This window comes from Pseudoclavibacter endophyticus, from assembly GCF_008831085.1.
GTDB lineage: Bacteria > Actinomycetota > Actinomycetes > Actinomycetales > Microbacteriaceae > Pseudoclavibacter > Pseudoclavibacter endophyticus.
In genome coordinates this window covers 410,996-433,523 of record NZ_WBJY01000001.1, presented here as the reverse complement: position 1 = coordinate 433,523, position 22,528 = coordinate 410,996, and the positions used below count along the sequence as shown (strand labels likewise).

At 70.3% G+C, this 22,528-nt stretch carries 24 protein-coding genes and 1 riboswitch; of the genes, 5 read left to right on the top strand and 19 right to left on the bottom strand.

Translation table 11 applies throughout. From position 1 onward, the window contains the following. Positions 1–10 precede the first annotated feature (10 nt). Genes F8O04_RS01885 through F8O04_RS01875 form a run of 3 tightly spaced genes read right to left on the bottom strand, consistent with a single transcriptional unit; the run spans position 11 to position 3,281 of the window. Positions 11–1,660 carry a tripartite tricarboxylate transporter permease gene (locus F8O04_RS01885; RefSeq protein WP_158027627.1) on the bottom strand — a complete coding sequence of 550 codons (1,650 nt, stop codon included), beginning with the start codon at positions 1,658–1,660 and terminating at the stop codon, positions 11–13. Continuing rightward, the gene (locus F8O04_RS01880; protein ID WP_158027626.1) at positions 1,660–2,304 is read right to left on the bottom strand and encodes a tripartite tricarboxylate transporter TctB family protein; all 645 of its coding nucleotides are present in this window, start codon (positions 2,302–2,304) and stop codon (positions 1,660–1,662) included. The genes F8O04_RS01885 and F8O04_RS01880 overlap by 1 nt, the downstream gene beginning before the upstream one ends. After that, positions 2,301–3,281 (bottom strand): Bug family tripartite tricarboxylate transporter substrate binding protein, encoded by a 981-nt coding sequence (locus tag F8O04_RS01875; RefSeq protein WP_158027625.1) that lies wholly within the window; start codon positions 3,279–3,281, stop codon positions 2,301–2,303. The genes F8O04_RS01880 and F8O04_RS01875 overlap by 4 nt, the downstream gene beginning before the upstream one ends. Before the next feature lie 103 nt (positions 3,282–3,384). On the opposite strand from F8O04_RS01875, the gene F8O04_RS01870 reads away from it, so the two are divergent. Further along, complete coding sequence (locus F8O04_RS01870) at positions 3,385–5,103, top strand: ATP-binding protein (protein ID WP_188726334.1); 1,719 nt, start codon at positions 3,385–3,387, stop codon at positions 5,101–5,103. Next, entirely contained in the window at positions 5,100–5,798 is a 699-nt protein-coding gene (locus F8O04_RS01865) for a response regulator (RefSeq protein ID WP_158027621.1), read from the top strand. The genes F8O04_RS01870 and F8O04_RS01865 overlap by 4 nt, the downstream gene beginning before the upstream one ends. 40 nt (positions 5,799–5,838) lie before the next feature. On the opposite strand, the gene mdlC is transcribed toward F8O04_RS01865, so the two are convergent. The 7 genes from mdlC to deoC form a co-directional block, all read right to left on the bottom strand. Next, positions 5,839–7,479: a benzoylformate decarboxylase gene (gene mdlC, locus F8O04_RS01860; RefSeq protein ID WP_158027620.1), complete on the bottom strand. Its 1,641-nt coding sequence runs from the start codon at positions 7,477–7,479 to the stop codon at positions 5,839–5,841. 137 nt (positions 7,480–7,616) lie between these two features. Beyond that, entirely contained in the window at positions 7,617–7,916 is a 300-nt protein-coding gene (locus F8O04_RS01855; RefSeq protein ID WP_158027618.1) for a chorismate mutase, read from the bottom strand. Between the two features lie 28 nt (positions 7,917–7,944). Then, positions 7,945–9,717 carry a choice-of-anchor G family protein gene (locus F8O04_RS01850; RefSeq protein ID WP_158027617.1) on the bottom strand — a complete coding sequence of 591 codons (1,773 nt, stop codon included), beginning with the start codon at positions 9,715–9,717 and terminating at the stop codon, positions 7,945–7,947. Beyond that, the gene (locus F8O04_RS01845) at positions 9,714–10,421 is read right to left on the bottom strand and encodes a hypothetical protein (protein WP_158027616.1); all 708 of its coding nucleotides are present in this window, start codon (positions 10,419–10,421) and stop codon (positions 9,714–9,716) included. The genes F8O04_RS01850 and F8O04_RS01845 overlap by 4 nt, the downstream gene beginning before the upstream one ends. Further along, complete coding sequence (locus F8O04_RS01840; protein WP_158027615.1) at positions 10,418–11,119, bottom strand: signal peptidase I; 702 nt, start codon at positions 11,117–11,119, stop codon at positions 10,418–10,420. Before F8O04_RS01840 ends, F8O04_RS01845 begins: the two co-directional genes overlap by 4 nt. A gap of 28 nt (positions 11,120–11,147) precedes the next feature. Then, a complete protein-coding gene (locus F8O04_RS01835; protein WP_188726335.1) occupies positions 11,148–11,786 on the bottom strand; it encodes a SipW-dependent-type signal peptide-containing protein in 639 nt (212 codons plus the stop codon). Positions 11,787–11,929: 143 nt separating this feature from the next. After that, the gene (gene deoC, locus F8O04_RS01830) at positions 11,930–12,682 is read right to left on the bottom strand and encodes a deoxyribose-phosphate aldolase (RefSeq protein ID WP_225734967.1); all 753 of its coding nucleotides are present in this window, start codon (positions 12,680–12,682) and stop codon (positions 11,930–11,932) included. A gap of 466 nt (positions 12,683–13,148) precedes the next feature. Here deoC and F8O04_RS01825 point away from each other — a divergent pair, with 466 nt between their 5' ends. Next, on the top strand, positions 13,149–13,514 hold the full coding sequence (locus F8O04_RS01825; RefSeq protein ID WP_158027613.1) for a hypothetical protein: 366 nt from the start codon (positions 13,149–13,151) through the stop codon (positions 13,512–13,514). A gap of 142 nt (positions 13,515–13,656) precedes the next feature. On the opposite strand, the gene F8O04_RS01820 is transcribed toward F8O04_RS01825, so the two are convergent. The 9 genes from F8O04_RS01820 to F8O04_RS01780 form a co-directional block, all read right to left on the bottom strand. Then, on the bottom strand, positions 13,657–14,949 hold the full coding sequence (locus tag F8O04_RS01820; protein ID WP_158027611.1) for an adenylosuccinate synthase: 1,293 nt from the start codon (positions 14,947–14,949) through the stop codon (positions 13,657–13,659). Between the two features lie 65 nt (positions 14,950–15,014). Then, complete coding sequence (locus tag F8O04_RS01815; RefSeq protein WP_158027610.1) at positions 15,015–15,506, bottom strand: DUF3151 domain-containing protein; 492 nt, start codon at positions 15,504–15,506, stop codon at positions 15,015–15,017. A 101-nt stretch (positions 15,507–15,607) separates the two neighbouring features. Further along, the gene (locus F8O04_RS01810; protein WP_158027609.1) at positions 15,608–16,261 is read right to left on the bottom strand and encodes a TrmH family RNA methyltransferase; all 654 of its coding nucleotides are present in this window, start codon (positions 16,259–16,261) and stop codon (positions 15,608–15,610) included. A 144-nt stretch (positions 16,262–16,405) separates the two neighbouring features. Beyond that, a complete protein-coding gene (locus tag F8O04_RS01805) occupies positions 16,406–17,440 on the bottom strand; it encodes an ABC transporter substrate-binding protein (protein ID WP_158027607.1) in 1,035 nt (344 codons plus the stop codon). A gap of 19 nt (positions 17,441–17,459) precedes the next feature. After that, positions 17,460–18,290: an ABC transporter permease gene (locus F8O04_RS01800; protein WP_158027606.1), complete on the bottom strand. Its 831-nt coding sequence runs from the start codon at positions 18,288–18,290 to the stop codon at positions 17,460–17,462. 120 nt (positions 18,291–18,410) lie between these two features. Then, positions 18,411–18,537: riboswitch (FMN riboswitch) on the bottom strand. A gap of 55 nt (positions 18,538–18,592) precedes the next feature. Continuing rightward, positions 18,593–19,030: an SRPBCC family protein gene (locus tag F8O04_RS01795; protein WP_158027605.1), complete on the bottom strand. Its 438-nt coding sequence runs from the start codon at positions 19,028–19,030 to the stop codon at positions 18,593–18,595. A gap of 24 nt (positions 19,031–19,054) precedes the next feature. Continuing rightward, positions 19,055–19,813, bottom strand: a complete 759-nt coding sequence (locus F8O04_RS01790; protein WP_158027604.1) for a septum formation family protein — start codon at positions 19,811–19,813, stop codon at positions 19,055–19,057. Then, positions 19,810–20,385: an orotate phosphoribosyltransferase gene (gene pyrE / locus F8O04_RS01785; protein ID WP_158027602.1), complete on the bottom strand. Its 576-nt coding sequence runs from the start codon at positions 20,383–20,385 to the stop codon at positions 19,810–19,812. The genes F8O04_RS01790 and pyrE overlap by 4 nt, the downstream gene beginning before the upstream one ends. A gap of 29 nt (positions 20,386–20,414) precedes the next feature. Next, entirely contained in the window at positions 20,415–20,831 is a 417-nt protein-coding gene (locus F8O04_RS01780; protein ID WP_158027601.1) for a nuclear transport factor 2 family protein, read from the bottom strand. A 109-nt stretch (positions 20,832–20,940) separates the two neighbouring features. Here F8O04_RS01780 and F8O04_RS01775 point away from each other — a divergent pair, with 109 nt between their 5' ends. Beyond that, on the top strand, positions 20,941–21,564 hold the full coding sequence (locus F8O04_RS01775; protein ID WP_158027599.1) for a TetR/AcrR family transcriptional regulator: 624 nt from the start codon (positions 20,941–20,943) through the stop codon (positions 21,562–21,564). A 211-nt stretch (positions 21,565–21,775) separates the two neighbouring features. Continuing rightward, positions 21,776–22,525, top strand: a complete 750-nt coding sequence (locus F8O04_RS01770) for a hypothetical protein (RefSeq protein WP_158027597.1) — start codon at positions 21,776–21,778, stop codon at positions 22,523–22,525. Positions 22,526–22,528: the final 3 nt, after the last annotated feature.

Below are 22,528 nucleotides of genomic sequence, written 5' to 3'. Positions count from 1 at the left end.
AGTTCCAGGTTCATCCTCGGGGCGGAGGCCCCTTCGGGTCCGCGCCGCGGCCAGTGTCCGACGTCCCCGTCCCAGAGGGTGCGGAAACGCCCGCGCTCCCGGTGTTCGCGCCGCCTGCCCCCGATTCCTGCACCCCGAGGGAACCGGTCGACGCGCGCGCGCTGACGGAGCGCTTGCGCACGTGCTGCACGAGCGACACGACGAGCGCGACCGCGAGCACGGAGTAGAGCGTAATTGTGAACGGGCTCGACACGAGCGAAGCGGCATCACCCTCCGAAACCGCGAGGGCTCGACGCAGCTCGGTCTCGGCGAGCGGACCGAGCACGACCGCGATCATGACGGGCGCGAGCGGCACGCGTGCTCGGCGCATGAGGAACCCGAGCAGTCCGATCCCGAGCAGCACGACGACGTCGACGACGGAGGATCCCATGGCGTAGACGCCGAGGACCGACAAGACCGCGATGCCCGCATAGAGGTACGGCTTTGGCACCCGCAGCAGTCGCACCCACAGCCCCGCTAGGCCGAGGTTGATGCCGAGCAGTACAACGAGGCCGATGAACAGCGAAGCCAGGAGCGTCCACACCAGGTCGGCGTTTCGCTCGAACAGCAGCGGGCCCGGCTGCAGGCCGTACTGCTGGAACGCGGCGATCATGATCGCCGCGGTCGCGCTCGTCGGCAGCCCGAGCGCGAGCAGCGCACCCATCGCCGTGCCGGCGGTGGCGTTGCCGGCCGCCTCGGGTCCCGCGACACCCCGCAGCGAACCGGTCGTGCCGAACTCCGTGTCACCGCGACGCCTCGCGAGGCGCTTCTCGGTGCCGTACGCGAGAAAGGTCGGCACCTCGGCGCCACCGGCAGGGATGATGCCGAATGGCACGCCGAAGCCCGTGCCGCGGAACAGGGCGGGCAGCGCCTGGCGCAGCTCGCGCCCGGACAACCAGACACGCTGGCGCGGCAGGAGCTTCTCGGCGCCGTTCGTGCCGCGGATTCGGGCGGCGACGGCGAACACCTCGCCGAGCGCGAGCAACCCGACCGTGATGACGACGATCGACAGCCCGTCGAACAGCTGCGGCAGGCCGAACGTGTAGCGCTCGGTGCCGCTCGGGCCGTCGATGCCGATGAAGGTGAGCGCGAGCCCGATGCCGAGCGCCGCGAGCCCGCGCACGATCGATTCCGAGACGACCGAGCTGATCGCGAGAAACGCGAAGACGGCGAGCGCGAAGTACTCGGCCGGGCCGAACAGGGTCGCGAGCGCAGTGAGCATCGGCATCGCGACGACCGTGAGCATCGTCGCGAGCAGACCGCCGATGAACGCGCCGATCGCGGCGGTCGCGAGCGCCTTGCCCGCCTTGCCGTTGCGGGCCATGCGATGGCCCTCGAAGCTCGTCGCGATGGCGGTCGAGTTCCCGGGCGTATTGAGCAGGATCGCCGCGGTCGAGTCGCCGAACATGCCGCCGAAGTAGATGCCGGCGAACATGATGAACGCGGCCGTCGGATCGAGGCTGAACGTGATCGGCAGCAGCAGCGCCACCGCCATCGACGAGCCCAGGCCGGGCAGCACCCCGACCGCGGTGCCGAGCACGGCGCCGATCACGACCCACAGCAGGTTGATCGGGGTCAGCGCCCCCGCGAAGCCCTCGAACAGCAGTCCAAGCTGGTCCATCAGAACAGCACCCCCACGAATCCGGCCGGCAGGCTCAAGCCGAGCGCGCCGACGAACAGGAGCTGGATGATCGATGCCAAGAGCAGCGCGATCCCCAGGTTGACGAGTGGTCGCTTCGCTCCGAAGGCGAAGGCGATGAGCCAGAACATCGCGGTGGCGGCGATGATCCAGCCGACGAACTCGAGTGCGAGCGCGAACAGCGCGATTGCGCCCACGGTCATCCCGACGGTGCGCCAGTCGATCGGGTGCCCCGTGTTGGGGTCGTCGTTGGCGGCCGGTGCAGCGGCCCGGTCGACGCGAATGAGCTCGGTGTTGGCCCCGAGGTCGCGCAGCATGTCTTCACTGATGTCCGGCCGGTGCCAGTCGGCACCGTCCTCGTCGGGCCGACGCAGCTGCATGGCGAGCAGCACGACGCCGACCACGGCGAGGAGGCCGCTGACGATGAACGGGAAGAACTGGGGACCGGGCACCTGCTGGCCCCGGACATCCATGTTCAGTGCGCCGATGAGCAGCACGAGCGCAACCGCCAGTGCCACGAGGGCGATGCCGACGTCCGCGAGGCGACCGCGCAGCCGACGTGCGGGGCTCGGCCGGGCGGCCGGGCGCGGCGTTCGCGCGCCTGCTGGGGAACGACCGTTCGTCATAGTCCGAGCTCCTCAACGATCTCGTCGGTCAGCGCTTGCTCGTCGTCGAGGAAGCCCGAGAACTCGTCGCCGACCATGTAGTTGTCGGTCCAGGCGTTGCGGGCGACGACGTCAGCCCACCCCGGGCTGCCGTGGAGCTCATCGATGATGGCCCGAAGCTCGTCGACCTGCGGCTCCGTCAGTCCCGGCGGGGCCACGAACCCGCGCCAATTGGCCATCTGCACGTCGACACCTCCCTGGATGAACGTGGGCGCGTCGATGCCGTCGATCGGCTCGGGGGCCGAGACGGCGAGCAGGCGAAGCGTGCCCGACTCGATCTGCCCGGCGAACTCGTTGTAGCCGGCCATCCCCGCGGTCGTCGTGTGCGAGAGCAGGGCGGAGAGGGTCTCGCCGCCGCCCGAGTAGGCGAGGTAGTTCGCCTGCTCGGGGTCGATGCCGATCTCGCGCGCGAGCATGCCCGTCACGAGGTGGTCGATGCCGCCGAGCGAGCCGCCCGCGATGGAGACGCCCGTCGGGTCGTCACGCCACGCCTCGACGAACTCCTCGAACGTCTCGATGTCGGAGTCCGCGGGCACCACGAGCGCGGCGTAGTCGTCGGCGAGGCGGGCGACGGGCGTCACGTCATCGATGGACTCGGGCGTGTTGCCGACCGAGATCGCGCCGATCATGACGCCGCCCGTCACCATGAGCACGTCGTCGCGCCCGTGCATCTGCACGAGCTGCGAGAGGCCGATCGTGCCGCCGGCGCCCGGCACGTTGACGACCTGCACGTTGTTCACGATGCCGTCCTCGCGCAAGACGAGCTGCGCCTCGCGCGCGAAGCCGTCCCAGCCGCCGCCCGGCGACGCGGGGGCGATGATCGTTAGCTTGTTCCGCACCGTCGCAGTCCCGCCGGACTGCGCCGCGTTCACGAACGCGACGGCAGCCACGACGATCACCGCGATGCCGAACACCGCCTGTTTGAGCGAGAATCGCATTGGCCCGCCTTCGTCGTTGAAGCTGATCCCTCGGTGGCACGCCGCCCGACATCGACGTCGACGGCAGCGCTGTGGTGACACGTTAGGCAGCGGGGCGGCCCTGATGGAGTTTTCGAAACTAAGAGAAATTACGGTCGTTGTGTTCACGAGACTGCGCCGGCGCGTCGCCGGCTTCGGCGCCGAGCTGTTCGCCATGCAGGTCGCGCTCATCATCGTGGTCGCCGCCGTGTTCACGAGTGCCGCGGCCACGGCCCAGGTCGCGCTCGTTCGCGACGATGCCGAAGACGACATCCGCGCACTCGCGATCTCGGCGGCGTCGCTCCCGACCGTCGTCGAGGGGTTGCGCTCCGACGACCCGACGTCCACGATCCAACCGGTCATGGACGCCCTCCGGCTCGCATCCGGCGTCGAATACATCACGGTCGTCGATATGCATGGCATCCGGGTCTCCCACCCGGACCGCTCGCAGATCGGGCGGCCCGTCTCGACGGATCACTCGCAGGTGCGGCTCGGGCATGAGTTCGTCGGCACCGAGGAGGGGACGCTCGGGGTCACGTTCCGGGCCAAGGTCCCAGTGCGCGACGCCGCCGGCGCCATCATCGGCACACTTTCGGTCGGGATGCTCGAATCCGATCTCGCACGCGACGTCGCAGACCGCACGTGGCAGCTCGTGGGGGTGGCGCTCGCGGCCGTCATAGCCGGGTCGCTGCTCAGCTGGGTGGCCACGCGCATGATCCGCCGCCGCCTCTACGGCGTCGACCCCCGCGAGCTCCGCACGCTCCTGCAGACGCGGGAGGGCATGATTGCCGGGGTGAGCGATGGCTTCGTCGCGGTAGATGCGTCCGGTCGCGTCGCCCTCGCGAACAGGGCCGCCGAGGACATGCTCGGCGTGCGCGACATCCTGGGCCGCGACGCCGCCTCCGCCCTGCCGGTCGAGCTCGCCCCGCTCGTGTCGGGCCCGACGACCGTCATGACGGACGCCGCGCCGCAGCGCTCGCAGCTCCGGCTCGGCGACCGCAGCCTCGTCGTCACGCTGTCGACCGCTGAGGTGGGCGGGCGACCCGCCGGGGTCACGCTCCTGTTCCAGAACCGCACCGAGCTCGAGCGTGCGCTCGCCGATCTCGACGCCCAGACCGCGCGAGCCGACGCCATGCGCCGCGAGACGCACGAGTTCGAGAACCGGATGCACGTGATCGCCGGTCTGCTCGGCATGGGTGAGATCGACGAGGCCGCTCGCATGCTCGACACCTTCCCGGCGGGCTCGCGCCCGGGCGTTCGCGACGACTTGACGACCGTCCGTCCCCCGGTGCTCGCGGCGCTGCTCGAGGCCCGGATGGCCTCGGCCGCGCGTTGCGGCGTCACGCTGGCGGTGTCCGATGACACGATCGTCGAGCCGTCGTGCGCGTGCGACGCCGTGACGATCACGATCGTCGGCAATCTGCTGTCGAACGCGGTCGAGGCCGCGGCGTCGCGCGTGGAGGTGTACCTGTCCGGCGACGAGGCGGGGCTCGAAATCCGCGTGGAGGACGACGGGCCGGGCGTGCCGGTCGACGATCGGCGGCGCATCTTCGTCGAGGGCGTCTCGACGAAACCCGCGACCGGCGCCGGGCGCGGCGTCGGGCTGCATCTCCTCGCCGGCATCGTCGCGGGGCGCGGGGGCACGATCGAGGTCGCCGACGCCGAGCTCGGGGGCGCGGCGTTCGACGTCTGGCTGCCCGCGGGCGACGGGTCGGCCGGGCCCCTCGGAGGCGTGACGAGCGCACCCGGGGCGAGACGGGCATCCGGTACCGTCGCCGCTGACGCCAGGGAGGAGGCCCCGTGACGAGTTCGATCGACCCTCCCGTTACCGTCGTCATCGTCGAGGACGACGACGCGGTCGCGGCCTTGCACCGCCGGTACCTCGAGACGATGCCGGAGTTCACCGTGCTCGGGCGGGCCGCCGACGTCGCCGGCGCGCTCGCGCTGCTCGAACGGGAGCGGCCCGAGCTCGTGCTACTCGACCTCCACCTCGGCGATGGCAGTGGCATGGACCTGCTGCGGCGGGTGCGTGCGCTGCGCCCGGACGACTTCGACGTGATCATGATCACGGCGGTGCCCGACCGCGCCGTCGTCGAACGCGCGGTGCGTCTCGGGATCGCCGACTACCTGCTCAAGCCGTTCACGCAGCGCGACTTCGCGAAGCGGCTCGGGGCCTACTCGAAGGTCCGAGAGGCGCGTCGCCGTGCGCCGGCCCACCGGCCCCTCTCGCAGGCGGACATCGACGCGCTGCGCGATCCGCTCGGCGACGTGCGCTCGCTTCCCAAGGGGCTCGCCCCCGCAACCCACGAGGCGGTCTCGTGGGCGCTTCGCGGCGCCGGCGGGCCGCGAACGGCGAGCGAGATCGGGGCCGAGGTGGGTGTTTCCCGGGTGAGCGCGCGGCGGTATCTCGAGCAGTTGGTTCGCGACGGGCACGCCACGTCGCGGCCCCGCTACGGCGAGCCGGGGCGCCCCAACATGGAGTACGTCTGGGTCGATTGACGCACGCGACCCAGGGTCGCGACGATCGAACGGCGGCGGCCTACGGCACGATCCGGGCGTCGATGAGCACGGGACCGGATGCCCCGAGCGCGTTCCGGTATGCCGCCGTGAACTCCTCCCGCGTGCGGGTGGTGGAGGCCGGCACACCGTAGCCCTGCGCGATCGCGGCAAAATCGATGCCGCCGAGTTGCAGCCCCGGCACGTGGCCCGCGCCCATCCGCTCGGCAAACCCCGCGAGTGCCCCGTATCCGCCGTTGTTGACGATCACGAACACCGTGCGCGTGCCCCGCTGGGCCGCCGTGTACAGCGCCGAGATGCCGTAGTTGGCCGAACCGTCGCCCACCGTCGCGACGATCGTGCGCTCCGGCGCGGCGATCGACATGCCGACGGCGACCGGGAGACCGAAGCCGAGGCCGCCCGAGGCCGGGAAGTGGTACATGCCCGGCCGGTCGATCGCGATGCGCTCGAGGTAGTCGAGGTCGAGCGTCGTCGTCTCGTTGACATAGGCGACGCTGTCGTTCACGTGGGCGTTGAGCACCTCGAGGATCTCGGTCCCGGTCATGCCGTCGGGCGAGGTGCGGGCGGGCGAGAGCTCGCGGCTGCCACGATCGCCGCGGCGCCGGCCGCGGTCGGCGACGAGCGATGCGAGCGCGGTCGTGGCGGGGCCGACCGAGGCGACGATCGCGCGACCGAACGGCGCCCGCGTCGCCTCGCGAGCATCCTGCGTGATCTGGATGACATCGGTGCCCGGCTCGAGGTAGTCGCCCGGCTCCCAGCGGTGGTAACGGAAGACGGGCGCGCCGAGCACGAGCACCACGTCGTGACCCGAGAGCCGCTCGCGCACGGAGCTGATGCCGGGCACGATGACGCCCTCGAAGTTGGGGTGCGTCGTCGCGAACGGTCCGCGGGAAGGCGACGGGGCGACGTACACGGATGCGTCGAGCCGCTCGGCGAGCACCGCTGCGGCCTCGAAGACGGCCGGGTCGTCGACCGAGGCGGCGTCGAGCTGCGGGCCGACGACGAGGGCGGGCGACGAGGCGGCGTCGAGCGTCGAGGCGAGGTCACGCACGAGCGCCTCGGGCAGCCCGCCGGCGATCGTCACCGAACGCTCCAGGAGCAGGGCGTCGTCATCGAGCGCGGGCTCGCCCCAGTCGTCGAGCGGCACCGACACGTACACGGGGCCCGCGGGCGGCGCCGACGCCTCGAGCGCAGCCTGGCTCAGCGTGCGGGGCACGTCGGCGGCGGCGAGCGGCTCGTGCGAGTACTTCACGAGGGGTGCCGGCAGCAGCGCCGCGTCAGCGCTGGCGAGCATCGTCTCCTGGCCGACGGTGCGGCGCACCTGCTGGCCGGCCAGCACCACCATGGGCACGTGCCCGTAGTGCGCGTTCGTGAGCGCGCCCATGCCGTTGCCGGATCCGGATGCTGCGTGCAGGTTGACGAGCGCCGGCCGACCAGTCACCCGCGCATATCCCTCGGCCATGCCGACGACGACCTGCTCGTGCAAGCCCAGCACGAAGTCGAAGTCGGCACCGAGGCCCGCGAGGAACGGCAGCTCGTTCGAACCGGGGTTGCCAAACACCGTCGTGAGGCCGTGCGCGCGGAGCACCTCGACGCTCGCTTCGAGAACGGTCTTCGGCGTCGTTGGCGTTGGGTCGTTCGTCGAGTCCGTCGAGTTCGTCACTGGGTCGGCTCCTCGGTTCGTCGGCGCGGTCCGGTGCTGCGTCGCAGCGATGGACGCTTCGCCTCGCGATCATAGGCACCGCGACGGATCGGTTCCAATCCCCACGGACCGGGGCCGGTCCTCACACCGGGCCGGCGCTACTGCTGCTCGGCGATCCTCGTGTGGTGCTGGATCACTTCGGCGACGATGAAGCCGAGGAACTTCTCCGCGAACTCGGGATCCAGGTGCGCGTCGCGGGCGAGCCGACGGAGCCGCTCGATCTGCTGCCGCTCGCGGTCCGGGTCGGACGGCGGCAGATCGTGCGCCGCCTTGAGCAGCCCGACCTGCTGGGTGTGCTTGAACCGCTCGGCCAGCAAGTGCACCAGCGCGGCGTCAATGTTGTCGATGCTGCCGCGGATGCGCTGCAGTTCCTCGAGTGCCTCGGACGTCGCTGACATAGCTGCAAGCGTAGCGCTGCAGCCCCGGTCAGACCGTCGACGGTGCCGGGCAGTCACCGCCCACGGCGATGGAGGCGAGGCAGGATGCGCCGACCGACGCGCGACCGAGATGGAGCGCGATGGCCTGCGCGCCGAGCGCATCGAGCACGCCAATGCGAATCGCCGAGACGTCGAACTGCCCCTCCGGCAGGTTGCGCCACTCGGCGGGGCCCTCGCCCGTGCCCGGAATGTTCTGGGTGTTCATCGTGATCGAGACGATGCCACCCAGGAAGAGCGCCGAGTAGACGCCGCTGACGACGGCGATGACGGGTTGCGTGAGGGCGGCGACCGCGCTGCCGAGCCCCGCGAGCGGCGTCAGTGCGGCGCCGACGACCGTCCCGACGACACCACCGAAGCCGTTCACGAGGGCCGCCACGAGCGGCTCGAGGAGACCGAGCTGGATCGAGCCAAGCAGGCGCACGTCGACCTGGCTGGTGACGCCGCCCGCGAGCAGACTCGCGAGCGACGCGTTGACGTTGGCCGTAATCGTGGCGACGTCCACCCAGCCGAGCACGAGAAAGAGCTGAACGGCGACCGTCGCCGTGACGTTGACCTGCACGGCGTCGAGTGCGCTGGTGAGCAGCGCTTGCACGTTGGCCAGCCAGTCGTCGAGGGCACCTCCCAGCGCGGCGGTGAGCGCCGTCAGGATCGCCGGGTCGCCGAGCAGGTTCGTGTTCGGCGGCAGGCCGTTGAGGCCGTTGGAGAATTGCCCCGGGTATGCGGCATCGAGCAGCGCGGCCGTCGAGATGCGCACGGTGCCGGCGACCGGGTCGATCGTGAGCACGCCGCCGGCGTCGCCGAACGGCTGGGTCACGAAGGTACGCACCGGGCTCAGGTCGATCGTTGCTGTCACGCTCGCGCTGATGGTGCCGAGGCGCAGCGACCCGAGCAGCCCGCCGAGCAGGCTCGAGACCCCGCCCGTGATGCCCGACAGCACGCTCTGGTTCGACGCGAGCCCGTTGACGCCCCCCTCGAGGCCATCGATGACCCTGGCGACCCCGCTCACGAGCGTTCCCACCGCGGGCGATTCGATGGTCGTGTCCACGTCGCTCGCGAGATAGGTGCGCTGCAACGTGTCCGCCGCGATGCCCTCGAATGCCGCTGTGCACGCGTCCAGATCGGCGCGCGCCCCGACGGCACCCGCCGACAGCGTCACATCGGTCACGTTGTCGCCGAGCAGCGATCCGAGGCCGATGCCGGGGGCGTCGAGCAGGGTCGACAGCTGCAGCTCGGCGAGTTCGGGATACCCGTCGGTCGGCTCGTCGAGCACGATCGCCCCGGTGTCGCTGATGAGACCGGATGCTCCGGCCATGGTGCCGGTCGAGGTCGCCTGCGCGTACTGGCCGACCACGCCGGTGCTCGAGTCGAGGGGAAGCTGCAGTGCGTTCCCGAACGCGAGCTGCAGTGCCTGCAGCGCCGTGACGGACAGGGGCGAGAAGGTCGTGTCGTCGGGAGAGGCGAGGTCGCCCGGGTTGCGCACGACCGCGTCCTCGACCTCGGCGATCGCGTCGAGATCGGTGCCGAGTGCCGTGCCGCTCACCATCGTGCCCGCGCCGCGCGTCGCGAAGGTGCCCGCGGCCGGGTCGGCGCAATCGAGCACGCCGAGGCCACCGCTCACCCATTCTGCGTCGGTCCACGACGCCAGCGTCTGAGTCACGCTCGGCGTGACGGCGAGTCCGGCGAGCACCGCCGTGCCCGCAATGGCCGTGACGATGGATCGCCACCCCCGCGCGAGTCGTTCCCGCCCCCGCGTGGCGGTCATGCCCCGGCCTCCCCTCGACGGCGGCGCCGAAGGAGCGCGCCGGAACCGACCCCGAGCATCCCGATCGCGAGCACGAGGAGCGCGAGCAGGTCGCCACCCGTCGGCGCGAGGGCGCCGGGTGGTTCGGCTCCCGCCGCGGGAACGCCTTGATCGTCGCCGGACGCGTGCAGCCCGACTCCGAGGCGGCCCTCGAGCCCGGCCCGGTCAGGTGACGCTGGGATGGAGACGGTGATGAGGAGGTACCTGGGGGCATCCTCGGTGAGGTCGGCGAGCTGCCACGTGCGGCCGTCGGCCTCGCGCGGCAGGTCGGTGAGCGCCATATCGTCGACGATCGCGCTCGATTCACCCGGGCATGCGCGCCCCAGGTACTCCAGCGTGCAGCCGTCGACCGCGACGCGCATACCCGCATCTACGAGGGTGCCGGAGGCCTCGAGTTCGAGGGCGAGCGTGCTGCGTTCGGCGCCGTGCAGCGACGCTTCGACGTGCCACGTGACGACGTCACCTGCACCGAGTTCGTGCCATTCGGCGGGGAATGGGTTGGTGCGCAGGTGGAGCCGCCCGTTCTCGTCCGGCTCCGACACGTCCTGCCAGGCGGCGACCCCACGGCCGGCCACGAGCACGACGCCCAGGGCGAGCACGACCGAGAACACGGCGACGAGCGCAGTACCCAGTCGACGCGTCCCGCGTGCCCGTGCCTCGTTCACCGGCGCGCTCCCGGCACGGCGGTCTCCGGCACGGCGGTCTCCGGCACGACGTTGTCCGTCGGAGCATTGGGGGCGGTGGCGGTCTCGGCCGCTTCGGCCGCGCCGGACGTGACTGTGCCGGTTCCCTCAGTCGTCTCGGAGCCCGCGGGAACCCGCCGCGGCCAGAACGCGCGCACGACGAGGAGCGCCGCGACGAGCGTGAACACTCCCATCGAGATGGGGGTTTGCGCGAGGGCGATGACCGTGCCGAGACCGGGCATCGAGGCGACGACGCGGTGGGCCTCGGTCACGACGTAGGGCGCTTGATCGTCCTCGGTGTTGGCGTCGCCGCGCAGGGTGAGCGCTGTCGCCCCCGGCGCCGCCGCCGCCGGTTCGATCGCAACGATGCGGTGCGTCACGGGCAGGTCGCTCCCATGTGACTGGACCGTGACGACATCGCCCACCTCGAGGTCGGACGCGGGCACCGGCAGCACGACCGCCGCGGCCCCCTGCGGCATGGTCGGGCTCATCGAGCCGGTCTTGAACACGATGAGCTGGGCGCCCGTGAGCGCGGCGAACGCGAGCCACCCGAGCACGGCGACGCCGACGATGGCGAGCAACGTTGTGGCGACGGATGCGAGCGCGCCAGCACCGCGCGCGACCGGCGCCCCGCGCCCCGCGGCGTGGGCCGCCGAGCGACGGCGCTCACCGGCGGTCATCGTCGTACTCGCGCGTCGACTCGCGGCGTCACGCCTCGAGCGAGACGGCCTGGAACTCCCACGCCGGCTGGGCCGTCTGGCCCTGCACGTCTTCGGAACCGGCCAGCTCGGCGGGCAGCGCGATCTCGAAGCAGTAGTACTGCACCGACCCGCTGTCGGCCGCGAGCGACTGCGGTGCCGTGCTCGCGGCGACGGAGGCGAGCTTGCCGCTGGCGATCTCCGTTCCCGCGGTGATGCCGTCGGCGTCGCACGTGAACGGGGCGTCGCTCGTGGTGACACGCACATCGAGGGCGGCCCACAGCTCAGTGCCCGGCGTCGTCCCAGCGGCCGGGACGGCTCCCTGGAGGGTCACGGTCGCGGCGTCGGACCCGGCCGCAGTGCGCAGGGCGAGGGGGGCGTACGCGGCGTCACCCGGCGTCAGCGCAGCGGCGTCCGCCGTGAAGCGCAGCGCGCCACCGGGGTTCGACTCCTCTTTCACCCAGGCGGCGTCGCCGATGTCGGCGGCGGTGTTCTGCTCCACCTCGAACGACGAGGTGGAGAACAGCCCATTCACCCACTCGCTGTCATTCCAGGTCGCGAGCGTCGAGACCGCGCCGATGCCGAGGACGACGGCACCCGCCAGGATCGCGGTGAGTTTGCGTGAGGGACGAACCTGGTCTGCGGGCATTGGGCGTTCCTTTCGGGCGTGCTTCGCCCGGGTGCGAACGGCTCCGAAATGGGGCCGCGCAACCAGAGGGAATCACCGGGGGGGGGAGGGGAGAAACTGGCCGTGCCTCAGGAGGTCAGCATCAGCGCGCGAAGGCTACCACACTACTTTTCCGCGCCGCCACGGCCCTCGGCGCCGGTCTCGCCGGTGGCCTCGGCACCGGACGCTGCTGCGGCTGCGCGCACCGCGTCCCATCCGTGCAGCACACCGGCCGTCGCCGACATCCCGAGTCGGTTCGCCCCCGCTTCGATCATTGCGAACGCCGTTTCAGCATCCCGGATACCGCCGGAGGCCTTGACCCCGAGCCGGTCGCCGACGGTCTCGCGCATGAGGCGGACGGCCTCGACCGAGGCGCCGCCGGCGGCGTGGAACCCCGTCGACGTCTTGACGAAGTCGGCACCCGCAGCTGCTGCGGCTTCGCACGCGATGACGATCTCGTCGTTCGTCAAGGCCGCCGATTCGATGATGACCTTGAGCACCGCCGGCGCGGGTGCCGCCCTGCGCACGGCCTCGATCTCCTGCTGCAGCAGGTCGGCGCGGTCGGCCTTGAGCAGGCCGATGTCGATGACCATGTCGATCTCGGTCGCGCCGTCGACGACGGCGCGCGCCGCCTCGACGGCCTTCACGCCGGCGTGGTGCTTGCCGGATGGGAAGCCGACGACCGTGCAGATCGCAACCTCGTCCTGTTCGATCACGACGGGCAGCATGCTCGGCGAGACGCAGATCGAGTACGCGCCAAGCTCCATTGCCTCCGCGAGCAGTGCGAGCACCTGCTTGGGCGTAGCGTCGGTCGTGAGCAGCGTGTGATCGACGAGCCGTGCGACGTCGGCTCGCAACAACGCCGACGGGTCGTCGATGGCGGCGCGGGCCTCCTCGGGCAACGCCGGCTCGGTGGGCGTCGCGGGCGCGTCGAGCCCGACGAGGGGTTGATACGAAGCGGTGATCGGTCGCGCGGGCCCTGCGGGCTGCGCGGATCCTGCGGGCTGCGCGGATCCTGCGGGCTGCGCGGGCCCTGCGGGCTGCGCGGTCACGCCGGACGCGGCGGGCGGCGTGGTCACGCCGGACGCGGCGGGGGCGCCATGCCCGTTGCCTGCGACGGGAACGTCTGGTGCGGTTTCCTCGGTCACTGGTGTCCTCCTCGTGGCTGCCCGCCTACGCTACATCGGCCGCGCGAGCGACTCATGCCGCGACGCTGCGACGCCGGCTCACCGACGGGGGCGCCCCTGGCATCACTCGCCCGGATGACGAGAGCGCACCGCGCGCCCGATGCTGCGCGGAGCCGCACCGGCGCATGCTCGTTGTCAGCGTTGCAAAGGAACCAACATGCGAACTCGAACCGCCTATGCCCTCTCGGCCGCGGCCGCCGCCGCCGGCATCGCCGCCGGACTCTGGGGCCTCAGCGCGATCGATCCGCTCGTCATGAGGGGCGGATTCACGAGCGCGGGCCCGGTCGTGGCGCCCAACCTCGCGCCGCTCATCGCGATCATCGCCGCCGTCGTCTTCGAGATCGTCGCGCTGCTCGTGCCCATGCTTCGCACCCGCCAGCGCCCGCACCGCGTCGCCGAAGCGGCGGCGAATGCGACGCCGCTGATCGTCACGGAAAGCGCCAACGAGGTCACGTTCATCTGGGGCGAGCCACGCAGCACAGGGCGCGGAGCCGACGCCGGTTACGCCCTGACCGCGGCCTGACCTCCAGTTCAGCGGGCGTCGGACCTGGGAGTGTCCGGCGCCCGCTCCCCCGCTCGATGACGCTAAGCCACTCCTTGTTGCGCGCGAGACGGCGTTGCGCGCGAGACGGCGTCACGTGCGCCGCGCGATCGCGGAATCGACGTCAGTCGTCGCTGAGCAGGTCGTAGCGCTGGATGATCTCGTCGCGCTTGGCCCCGACGCCGATGGCCGACAAGCGAGCGCCCGAGAGCTCCTCGATGCGCAGCACATAGTCTTGCGCGTTCGTGGGAAGGTCGTCGAACGTGCGGCATCCCGAGAGGTCTTCACTCCACCCCGGCAATTCCTCGTAGATCGGCTTCGCGTGGTGGAAGTCGGTCTGCGTGAGCGGCATCTCGTCGTGGCGCACGCCGTCGACGTCGTAGGCGACGCACACGGGAATGCGCTCGATGCCGCTGAGCACATCGAGCTTGGTCATGACGAAGTCGGTCACGCCGTTGACGCGGGCGGAATACCGCGCGATCGGAACGTCGTACCATCCAGTTCGGCGGCGGCGGCCCGTCGTCGTGCCGTACTCGCCGCCGCGTTCGGCGAGCAGATCGCCCCACTCGTCGAAGAGCTCGGTCGGGAACGGCCCCGCACCGACTCGCGTGATGTAGGCCTTTACGATGCCGATGATCCGGTTGATGCTGCGCGGCCCGATGCCCGACCCTGTCGAGGCGCCGCCCGCGACCGCGGACGACGACGTCACGTACGGATACGTGCCGTGGTCGACATCGAGCATGGTGGCCTGGCCGGCCTCGAACACGACGGTCTTGCCCGCCTCGAGTGCGTCGTGCAGCTCGCGGCCGGTGTCGCCGACGAGGGGGCGAATGCGCTCGGTGTGCTGCACGAGCGAGTCAAAGATCTCGTCGACCGAGATGGCGCGACGGTTGTACACCTTGACGAGCATGTGGTTCTTCTGAAACAGCGCCGCCTCGATCTTCTGGCGCAGGATTTTCTCGTCGAACAGGTCCTGGATGCGGATGCCGATGCGGTTGATCTTGTCGGCGTACGTCGGCCCGATGCCGCGACCGGTCGTGCCGATCTGGCGCTTGCCGAGAAAGCGCTCGGTGACCTTGTCGATCGTCGTGTGATAGCCCGTGATGAGGTGCGCATTCGTCGAGACGCGGAGCTTCGACGTGTCGATGCCGCGCGCCTCGAGGGCGTCGATCTCCTGGAACAGCACATCGAGGTCGATGACGACACCGTTGCCGATGACGGGCACGACCCCCGGCGTCAAGATGCCCGACGGCAGCAGGTGCAGGGCGTACTTCTCGTCGCCGATCACGACCGTGTGCCCCGCATTGTTGCCGCCGTTGAATTTGACGACGTAGTCGATGCGGTCGTTCAGCAGGTCGGTCGCCTTGCCCTTGCCCTCATCGCCCCACTGGCCGCCGATGATCGCTACGCCTGGCATTCTCGCTCGATTCCGTTACTGCGGGCGCGCTGTCGCCCTGGATGGTCAGGTCTTCGTGCCGCGGATCAACGCGCGCCGTCGGCGTCGGCGCCCACTTCGGCCGCGCCCGCGTCGTTCGACGCACGACGCGAGAGCTCCGCCTCGATGGCGTCGCTCGCGGAAGGGTCGGCGTCTCGCAGCAGGTCTGAGATGCGCTCGACCTCGGGGACCTCGCCGATCTGTTCGGCCGAGCGGCGCAGGGCGTAGAACGCCCGCAGCACGCCCCGGTTGGGCTCGTGCGACCACGGCACCGGCCCCTGGCCGCGCCAGCCGGCCTTCCGCAGCGCATCGAGCCCCCGGTGGTACCCGACGCGCGCGTAGGCGTACGCGCCGATGATGTTCCCCTCGCGGTACGCAGCGTCGGCGAGCGCCGCCCAGGCGAGGCTCGAGGCCGGGTGCTTCGCGGCGATCGCCTCGACGGCCCGCTGGTCGTCTGGCAGGTTGTTGAGGTCGTCGACGACCTCGGGTTCTGCATCGAGTCGCGTCTCGGGGATGTCGAGCAAGTTCATTCCGGTCACGCTTCATTCTATGCAGCACCCGCCGACACGGCCTGAACGGCCGCGCGGGACGGTGCCACTCCCGCAGGGCGCGGCCCGCGCATCCACGCCGCCGTGCACGCTCAGATGTCGGCGTGCTGCAGCACCCACGAGTGCATCGTGACCGCCGCTGCGGCCGAGGCGTTGATCGATCGTGTCGACCCGAACTGGGTGATCTCGAGCACGGCGCCCGCAGCGTCGATCGCCTCCGGCGAGAGGCCCGGCCCCTCCTGACCGAACAGGAACAGGCACCGCCTCGGCAGGGCGAAGCGTTCGATGGGCTCGCTGCCGGGCACATTGTCGATCGCGATGATCGGCACGTCGAGCTCGCCCGCGCGGGCGACGAGCGCCGCGACGTCGGCGTGATGCTCGACGTGCTGGTAGCGGTCGGTGACCATCGCGCCGCGACGATTCCAGCGCTTCCGGCCCACGATGTGCACGGCCTCGGCGCCGAAGGCGTTTGCGCTCCGCACGATGGACCCGATGTTCATGTCGTGCTGCCAATTCTCGATGGCGACGTGGAAGGGATGCCGGGCGCCGTCGAGCTCGGCGATGATCGCCTCCATACGCCAGTAGCGGAAGCGGTCGACCACGTTGCGCGAATCGCCGTGCTCGAGCAGCTCTGGGTCGTAGCGGTCATCGGCGGGCCACGGCCACGCCTCGGGGCCGCCGGGCCACGGGCCGACGCCCTGCGTCGACCGCTCGAGCGAGGGCTCGGCGCCGTCGGGAAGTGCCATGGGCTTCAGCCTAGGGCGGCGAGCTCTCCGCGCCGGCCAGGCGCCCCACCACTCCTTCGCGGCAATCTGAGTGCACCGAACGCGCGACACGCCGCATCGGTCTCGCGCCGCGGCACCAGCCGCACCAGTTTCGCCGGACCGCCGCTACGCCCCCGGGACGAAGGCGTTGGTGTACGCCTCGCCGGCGACGACCGCCGTTTCGCCGAGCAGGCCGTTGCCGCCCATGAAAGCGACCATGGCATCCCACACCTCTGGCCGGTTCTCGAACCTCGGGGCCCCGCCGGCAGGCTCGAGCAACGGCACGGTCGCGTCGAGCGTGGCCAGCGCGTCGGCCTTCGCCTCGTCGGTCGTGAGGGTGGGGATGTGGGCAGCGGACAGCTCGACGGTCTCCTCCGGATTATCGATCACGAACTGCGTGGCCTTCTCGAGCGCCTGCATGAGGAGGGCCAGATCGTCGCCGCGCGCGTCGATAGTGGCCTGGGAGGCGCCGACGGCTGGACCGACGAGCTCCTGCTCCTCGGCGAACACGTCGATGACGCGCACGGGGAAGCCCGCCCGCTCGAACTGCACGGCATCGTTGTTCACGAAGCCCATGACGCCCTCGACTTTGCCCGAGGTCAGCGCCACCTGCTGCGTGTACCCGATCGACTGCAGATCGATGTCGGCTTCGCTCATGCCGCCCGACTGCAGCAGGGCGAGGAGCGCGAAGTACGTCTGCCCGAAGGGACCCGGGGTTCCGATCGTGCGACCGCGCACGTCCGCGGCCGTCTCGATCGGCGAGTCGCGGGGCACGATCAGGGCAGCCGGGTACTCGCTGTAGAGCGTCGCGATCGACACGACGTCGGTGCCGTTGCTGCGCGCCTGCACGATCTCGTCACCGCCCGCGTAGACCACGTCCTCCGTACCGCTCTGCAGCGCGCCGAACAGATCCTCCGACTGACCGTGGTGCCGAAGCTCGACGTCGAGTCCGACCTCTTCGAAGAAGCCCTGCTCGGCCGCCACGTAGAACGGCGAGAACTGGATGTTCGGCGTATACGTCAGCCCGACCGTCAGCACGTCTCCGCTGCTGCCCTCGTCGCCGGCGGGCGAGCATCCGGCGACACCCCATACGAGCGCGACGGCCGCGGCGACGGCGGCGATGCGCCGACCGGCGCGTGAACGGGTGAGGTGGATGCTCATGGGTGTCTCCTGAGGATGCTCAGCGGCCGACGACGGGAATGGATGCGGTGATCGCGTCGCTCGTGCGGCCGCGAGACCGATTCTGGCGCCAAACGACCCACGCTTCGAGGAGGCGCAGCACGGTGAAGAGTGAGACCGCGAGCACGACCAGCACCGTGAGCGTGGAGAACAGGCCGACCACGTCGTTGGCCCCCTGATAGAGCGTGAGGAGCATGCCGAGGCCGTTGCCACCCATCGTGAACTCGCCCACGACGGCGCCCGTGATCGACAGCGCCGCGCCGCCGCGTACGCCCGCGAGCACGCTCGGCAGCGCGAGCGGCGCCTCGATGTGCCACAACGACTGCCAGGCGTTGGCGCCATCGAGTCTCGCCGCCTCGAGCACGTCCTGCGGCAGGCCCCGCACGCCGAGCGACGTGGTGATGAGCATCGGGAAGAACGCGGTTATCGCGCACAGGATCGCAATGGGGAACAGGCCATAGCCCACCCAGAGCACCAGCAGAGGTGCGAGCGCGATCGCCGGCACCGCCTGCGAGGCCGCCACGTACGGGGTAAGCGCGTAGTCGACGATGGCGATGCGGGCGACGAGATAGCCGACCGGCACCGCGATGCAGACGGCGATGAGTGAGCCGGTGATCGCCTCGCCGAGGGTCACCCATGCGTAGGCGAGCAGCTCGCCCCGGGCGAGGTCGCCCCACAGCCGATCCGCGAGGTCGATCGGCGAGGGCAGGAACTGCTGCGGGACCAGGCCGAGGAGGCTCGCGGACTGCCAGATAACGAGCACCACGATGCCCAGGCCGACCGGCGCGAGGACGCGCGCGCGATCGGCGAATGATTTTGTGGCTTCGGCCATTGCAGTGGTTCCCGGGCTCCCGTGCGATTTCGGACTCCGGGGCGTGGCGGTGCCGTCGTGCCATTCCTCGATTCCTCGCGGAACGCGGCGCGACCGCGAGCCGGGCGCACCTGTGCGACCCTGCGCGCCTCCCATCCGGACTTTGACCGTCGGTCCCGGGATCTCACCGGATCGGCCCCGGCCTTTCGGCCGAGGCTCGCGGACTGTAACCGCCGGTTCGGATTCTCACCGACCCCGGAGCGCGTGACTCTGCGGCAAGGCTAGGCGACGCGGCCACTCCATCGGTAATCGCCGTTTCGAGCTCAGGCGACCCCGTCGCTCGCAAAGCGGCGCTCGAGGTACTTCTTCGCGTTGCCGAGCTGGTTCTTGAGGGCGACTGAGGCGACGCCCTTCGCGAGCCCGAGCTTTTCGGCCATGCCGCCGGCATCGAACTCGGCCTCCAGTACCAGCGACGTGGTCGTGGGGCTGACCGCCCGACAGCGCAGGTCAAGCACGAACGGCACGCGCTGCGTCATCGACTCGTAGCGGGCGTGGTTCGGCGGATCGACCTCGGTGGCCTTGGCCTCGAACGACGCCGTCTTGCCGGCCAGCTCGACGACCCACTTCGTGGTGTCGGGGCCCGTGACTTCCATCGACTTCACGAGCGAGAGGAATCTCGGCATCGTGTCGGGATCGGTGACGGCCCAGAACACTTTCTCAACCGGCACGTCGACATCGATGGACTCACTCACTCGGGTCATGTCCCACAGCCTATTGGGTGAGTCCTACGTGAGCGTCAGCGGGTCGGTCAGCGGCTCGCCCGATTCCCGCGACGCGAAGCACCAGTAATTGCGCACGCCGGCATCCCAATCGCTTTGCGACATGGCGAAGCTCGCCTCGATGCGCAGGTCGTCGATGCCGGATGCGACCGTCATGTTGATCGATGTTGGAGCCTGGCAGGCGCGCATCGCCTGCGACTGCAGCAGTGCCTCCCCGGGGTACTCGTCGTCCGCGGCGAACTCGGTCGCCGAGACGACGGCATACAACTCGGCCGCGTGGGGCGTCGTGCAGTCTGCGAGTTCGAACTCGTCCTGCCAGGCCGACGTGTAGGAGGCGTAGCACTGCCCGGCGGCGAGCCTGCCACCGCTGACGTAACCCGGCACACCCGGCCCGCTCGTGGGCGTCGACACGACCATCGGCGCCGGCTGCGGGGCGAACGGGTTCAGAAGGTAGCCGAGGGCGCCGGCGCCGATCGCGAGCACGACGGTGATGACCGCGGCGATGCCGATGAAGCGGTGCCTCGTGGAGCGGCGCCGTCGGGCTTCCGCGTCGAGACCGCGCCGCCGCGACGCGTCGACGTCGGCGGTCGACGACCGAGCGATGTCACGAGGGTGCGGGGCGTCGGCCGCCCGCTCAGCGCTGGAACGTAGCGCGGTGGGTTGCGCCGCCTCGGGGTGCCCCGAGGCGACGTGCCCCGCGACCGCCGGCTCGTCCGGAGCGGCCCAGCCGAACGCGTTGGCGTCCGGCCCCTCTCGCTCGGTCATGTCGTCTCGGCCAGCCCCAGATCCGCCAGGTCGAACGCGTAGCGGTAGGCATAGCCTGCGTCCTCGATGCGGCCGCGCGCCTCGGTGTCGCGGTCGGCGATGACCGCGACGCCGACGATCGTCGCGCCGACGGCCTCGAGTGCCGCGATCGCCGCGAGCGGCGAGCCGCCCGTGGTCGAGGTGTCCTCCAGCACGACGACGCGCTTGCCCTCGAGATCCGGACCCTCGACCTGCCTGCCGCGGCCGTGGCCCTTGGGCTCCTTGCGCACGACGAACGCGTCGATCGTGCGGCCCTGGGCCACGCCCTGGTGCATGACGGCGTTGGCCAACGGGTCTGCGCCCATCGTCAGGCCCCCGACGGCGTCGACTCCGGCCGCTCCCCCGAGCTCATCGACGAGCTCGAGCAACACGCGCCCGATGAGCGGGGCCGCGCGGTGGTCGAGACTGAGCTTGCGGAGGTCGATGTAATAGCTGGCACGCTTGCCGCTCGTGAGCGTGAAGTCGCCGTGGAACACGGCCTCGTCACGGATGAGCTGGAGTAGTGCGGCACGGTCGTCGTTCACGCGCGACAGTCTAGGGGCGCGGCGTTCCGTTACACGGCTCAGTGCTCTTCACGCGTCGCGACGGGGCGTCCGGCCGGAGTGATGACCCGGTGACTGATTCGCCAGTGGCCTTGGTCGCGGCGAAGGGTGTCGTCGTACGTCACCCCCTGGGTCGTTCCCGTGGCCATGATCATCAGACACTTCGACAGCGCCGTGGCCTCGTCTTCACCGGTGCTCGTCAGGATGATATTGGTGAGGAAGTGCGCGATGGGTGCGTGGCCACTTGCAGACAGCTGGGCCGCGGCGGCGCAAATCGTATCGAGTCCCTCAAAGACTCCGATGCCGGGGGCGGTCATGTCGTAGACGGCGTCTGGCGTGAACAGTTCATCGATGCGATCGAGTTGGTCGGCGTCGACGAGATGGGCATGGAGCGCGAGGGTCTCGGCGATGTCGAGGCGGTCTTCGGTCGTCAGCATGAGCAGTCCTCCAGGACGGAACGGGGCGAATCCCCATAGTTGGTACTCAGTACCATACAGGCCTCAGTCCAGATTGGCACTCAGTACCATTAATCAGTAGAATCCTTCCATGCCTGATCCTTCCGCCGCGCTCGAACCCCTCGCTGATCGCAAGCGACGCCTCGTGAGGCAGCGCATCATCGAGGCCTCCGACGAACTGTTCGCCGCGAGAGGCTTCGACAACGTCTCGGTCAGCGACATCGCCGCGCGAGCCGACGTTGGCCGCACCACGTTTTTCCGATATTTCGGCGACAAGCAGGAGGTCGTGTTCGCCCAAGAGCAGCAGATGCTCGACGCGATCGCCGAGGTTGCACAACAGGAGGTCTTTCCGGTAGCTCAGACCGCGATCGAGGCCGTCGAGCAGCTCCGTCCGATCGTTGTCGGGTTGTGCGAACGCGCGACCGCCGACCTTGACGCGTATGCGCGGCACAGACGGTTGCTCGAGCAGCACCTCGAATTGCGCGGCCGCGAGGCCCTGAAGATCCAGCAGATCGGGGTCATTCTGGGCGAGATCCTCCGTGACCGCGGCACCGACGAGGCGACGGCCGTGTTCGCCTCCCAAGTCGCCCTCGCCTGCTATCAGACCGGTCAACGCCGAGCGAAAACACCGGCGTCTCTTGCGGATGAGACCCGAGCCGCCTTCGACCAAGCAGCGAGACTCGGCCAGCGATCGACACCCACCGCGAGGGTGTGAAAGAGCGACGACGAAGCGCATCCAGTACCTCCAGATCGACGCCCACTCGAGCATGACCGCGACGCACGATCGCACCGCCGTTCCCCGACGTGAAGCTCCTCATCCTCACGGAGCAGCCCCGAGCTGACCACCGAGTCCGCGCCGATGAGCGCATCGCGAGGCGGTAGGCAACCTCTTGACACAAATCAGTTTGCAGTGCAAACTCATTTGCATGAATGAGAAGCCCTTCGGGAACGATCGGCCGGATGCCGTGCCCGGCGACGCCCTCGAGACCGGCGACGCACTCGACCCAGAGGCCGACGGCCCGCTCGAGCTCGCCGAGATGGCCGCGCTCATGCGCACGCAGCAGCGCGCGGCACGAGGCGGCACCGCGCGCATCGTCTCGCTCCTGCTGCTGACGTGGGGCGTCGTGTGGTTCACCGGTTTCCTCGTGCTGTGGAGCGGCGTTCGCGGTGGCAACCCGTGGTTCACGATCGCGAGCCCGATCGACTCGATCGCGTTCGGCGGGCTCATGATCGTCGGCGTCGCGGCATCGATCACGATGGGGGCCCGGCTCGGACGCGGAGTCCGCGGCGGCTCGGCCACGTCGGACACCATGTACGGCCTGGCCTGGATGGTCGCGATGGCCGGAGCGACGGCCACGCTCACCGCCCTTATCGGGCACGGGCTCGCTCCCGAGTCGATCACGCTCGTCGCCCCGTCGATCTACGTGTCGACGGCCGGGCTCATGTACCTGGTCGGCGCCGCGATCTGGCGCTCATGGGCCACGTTCGGGCTCGGTTCCTGCGTCATTGCCATCGCCTGCGTCGCAACCTTCATCGGCGCCCCGCACCACCTCCTCGCGTACGCGATCGGCTCGATCGTCGTACTCCCCGTCTTCGCGTGGCTGTCGTGGCGCGGCATGATGCGTGGGACCGACCCGACCAGGCCGGGCTCCGGGCCCCGGGCGTCGGAGACCTGATCG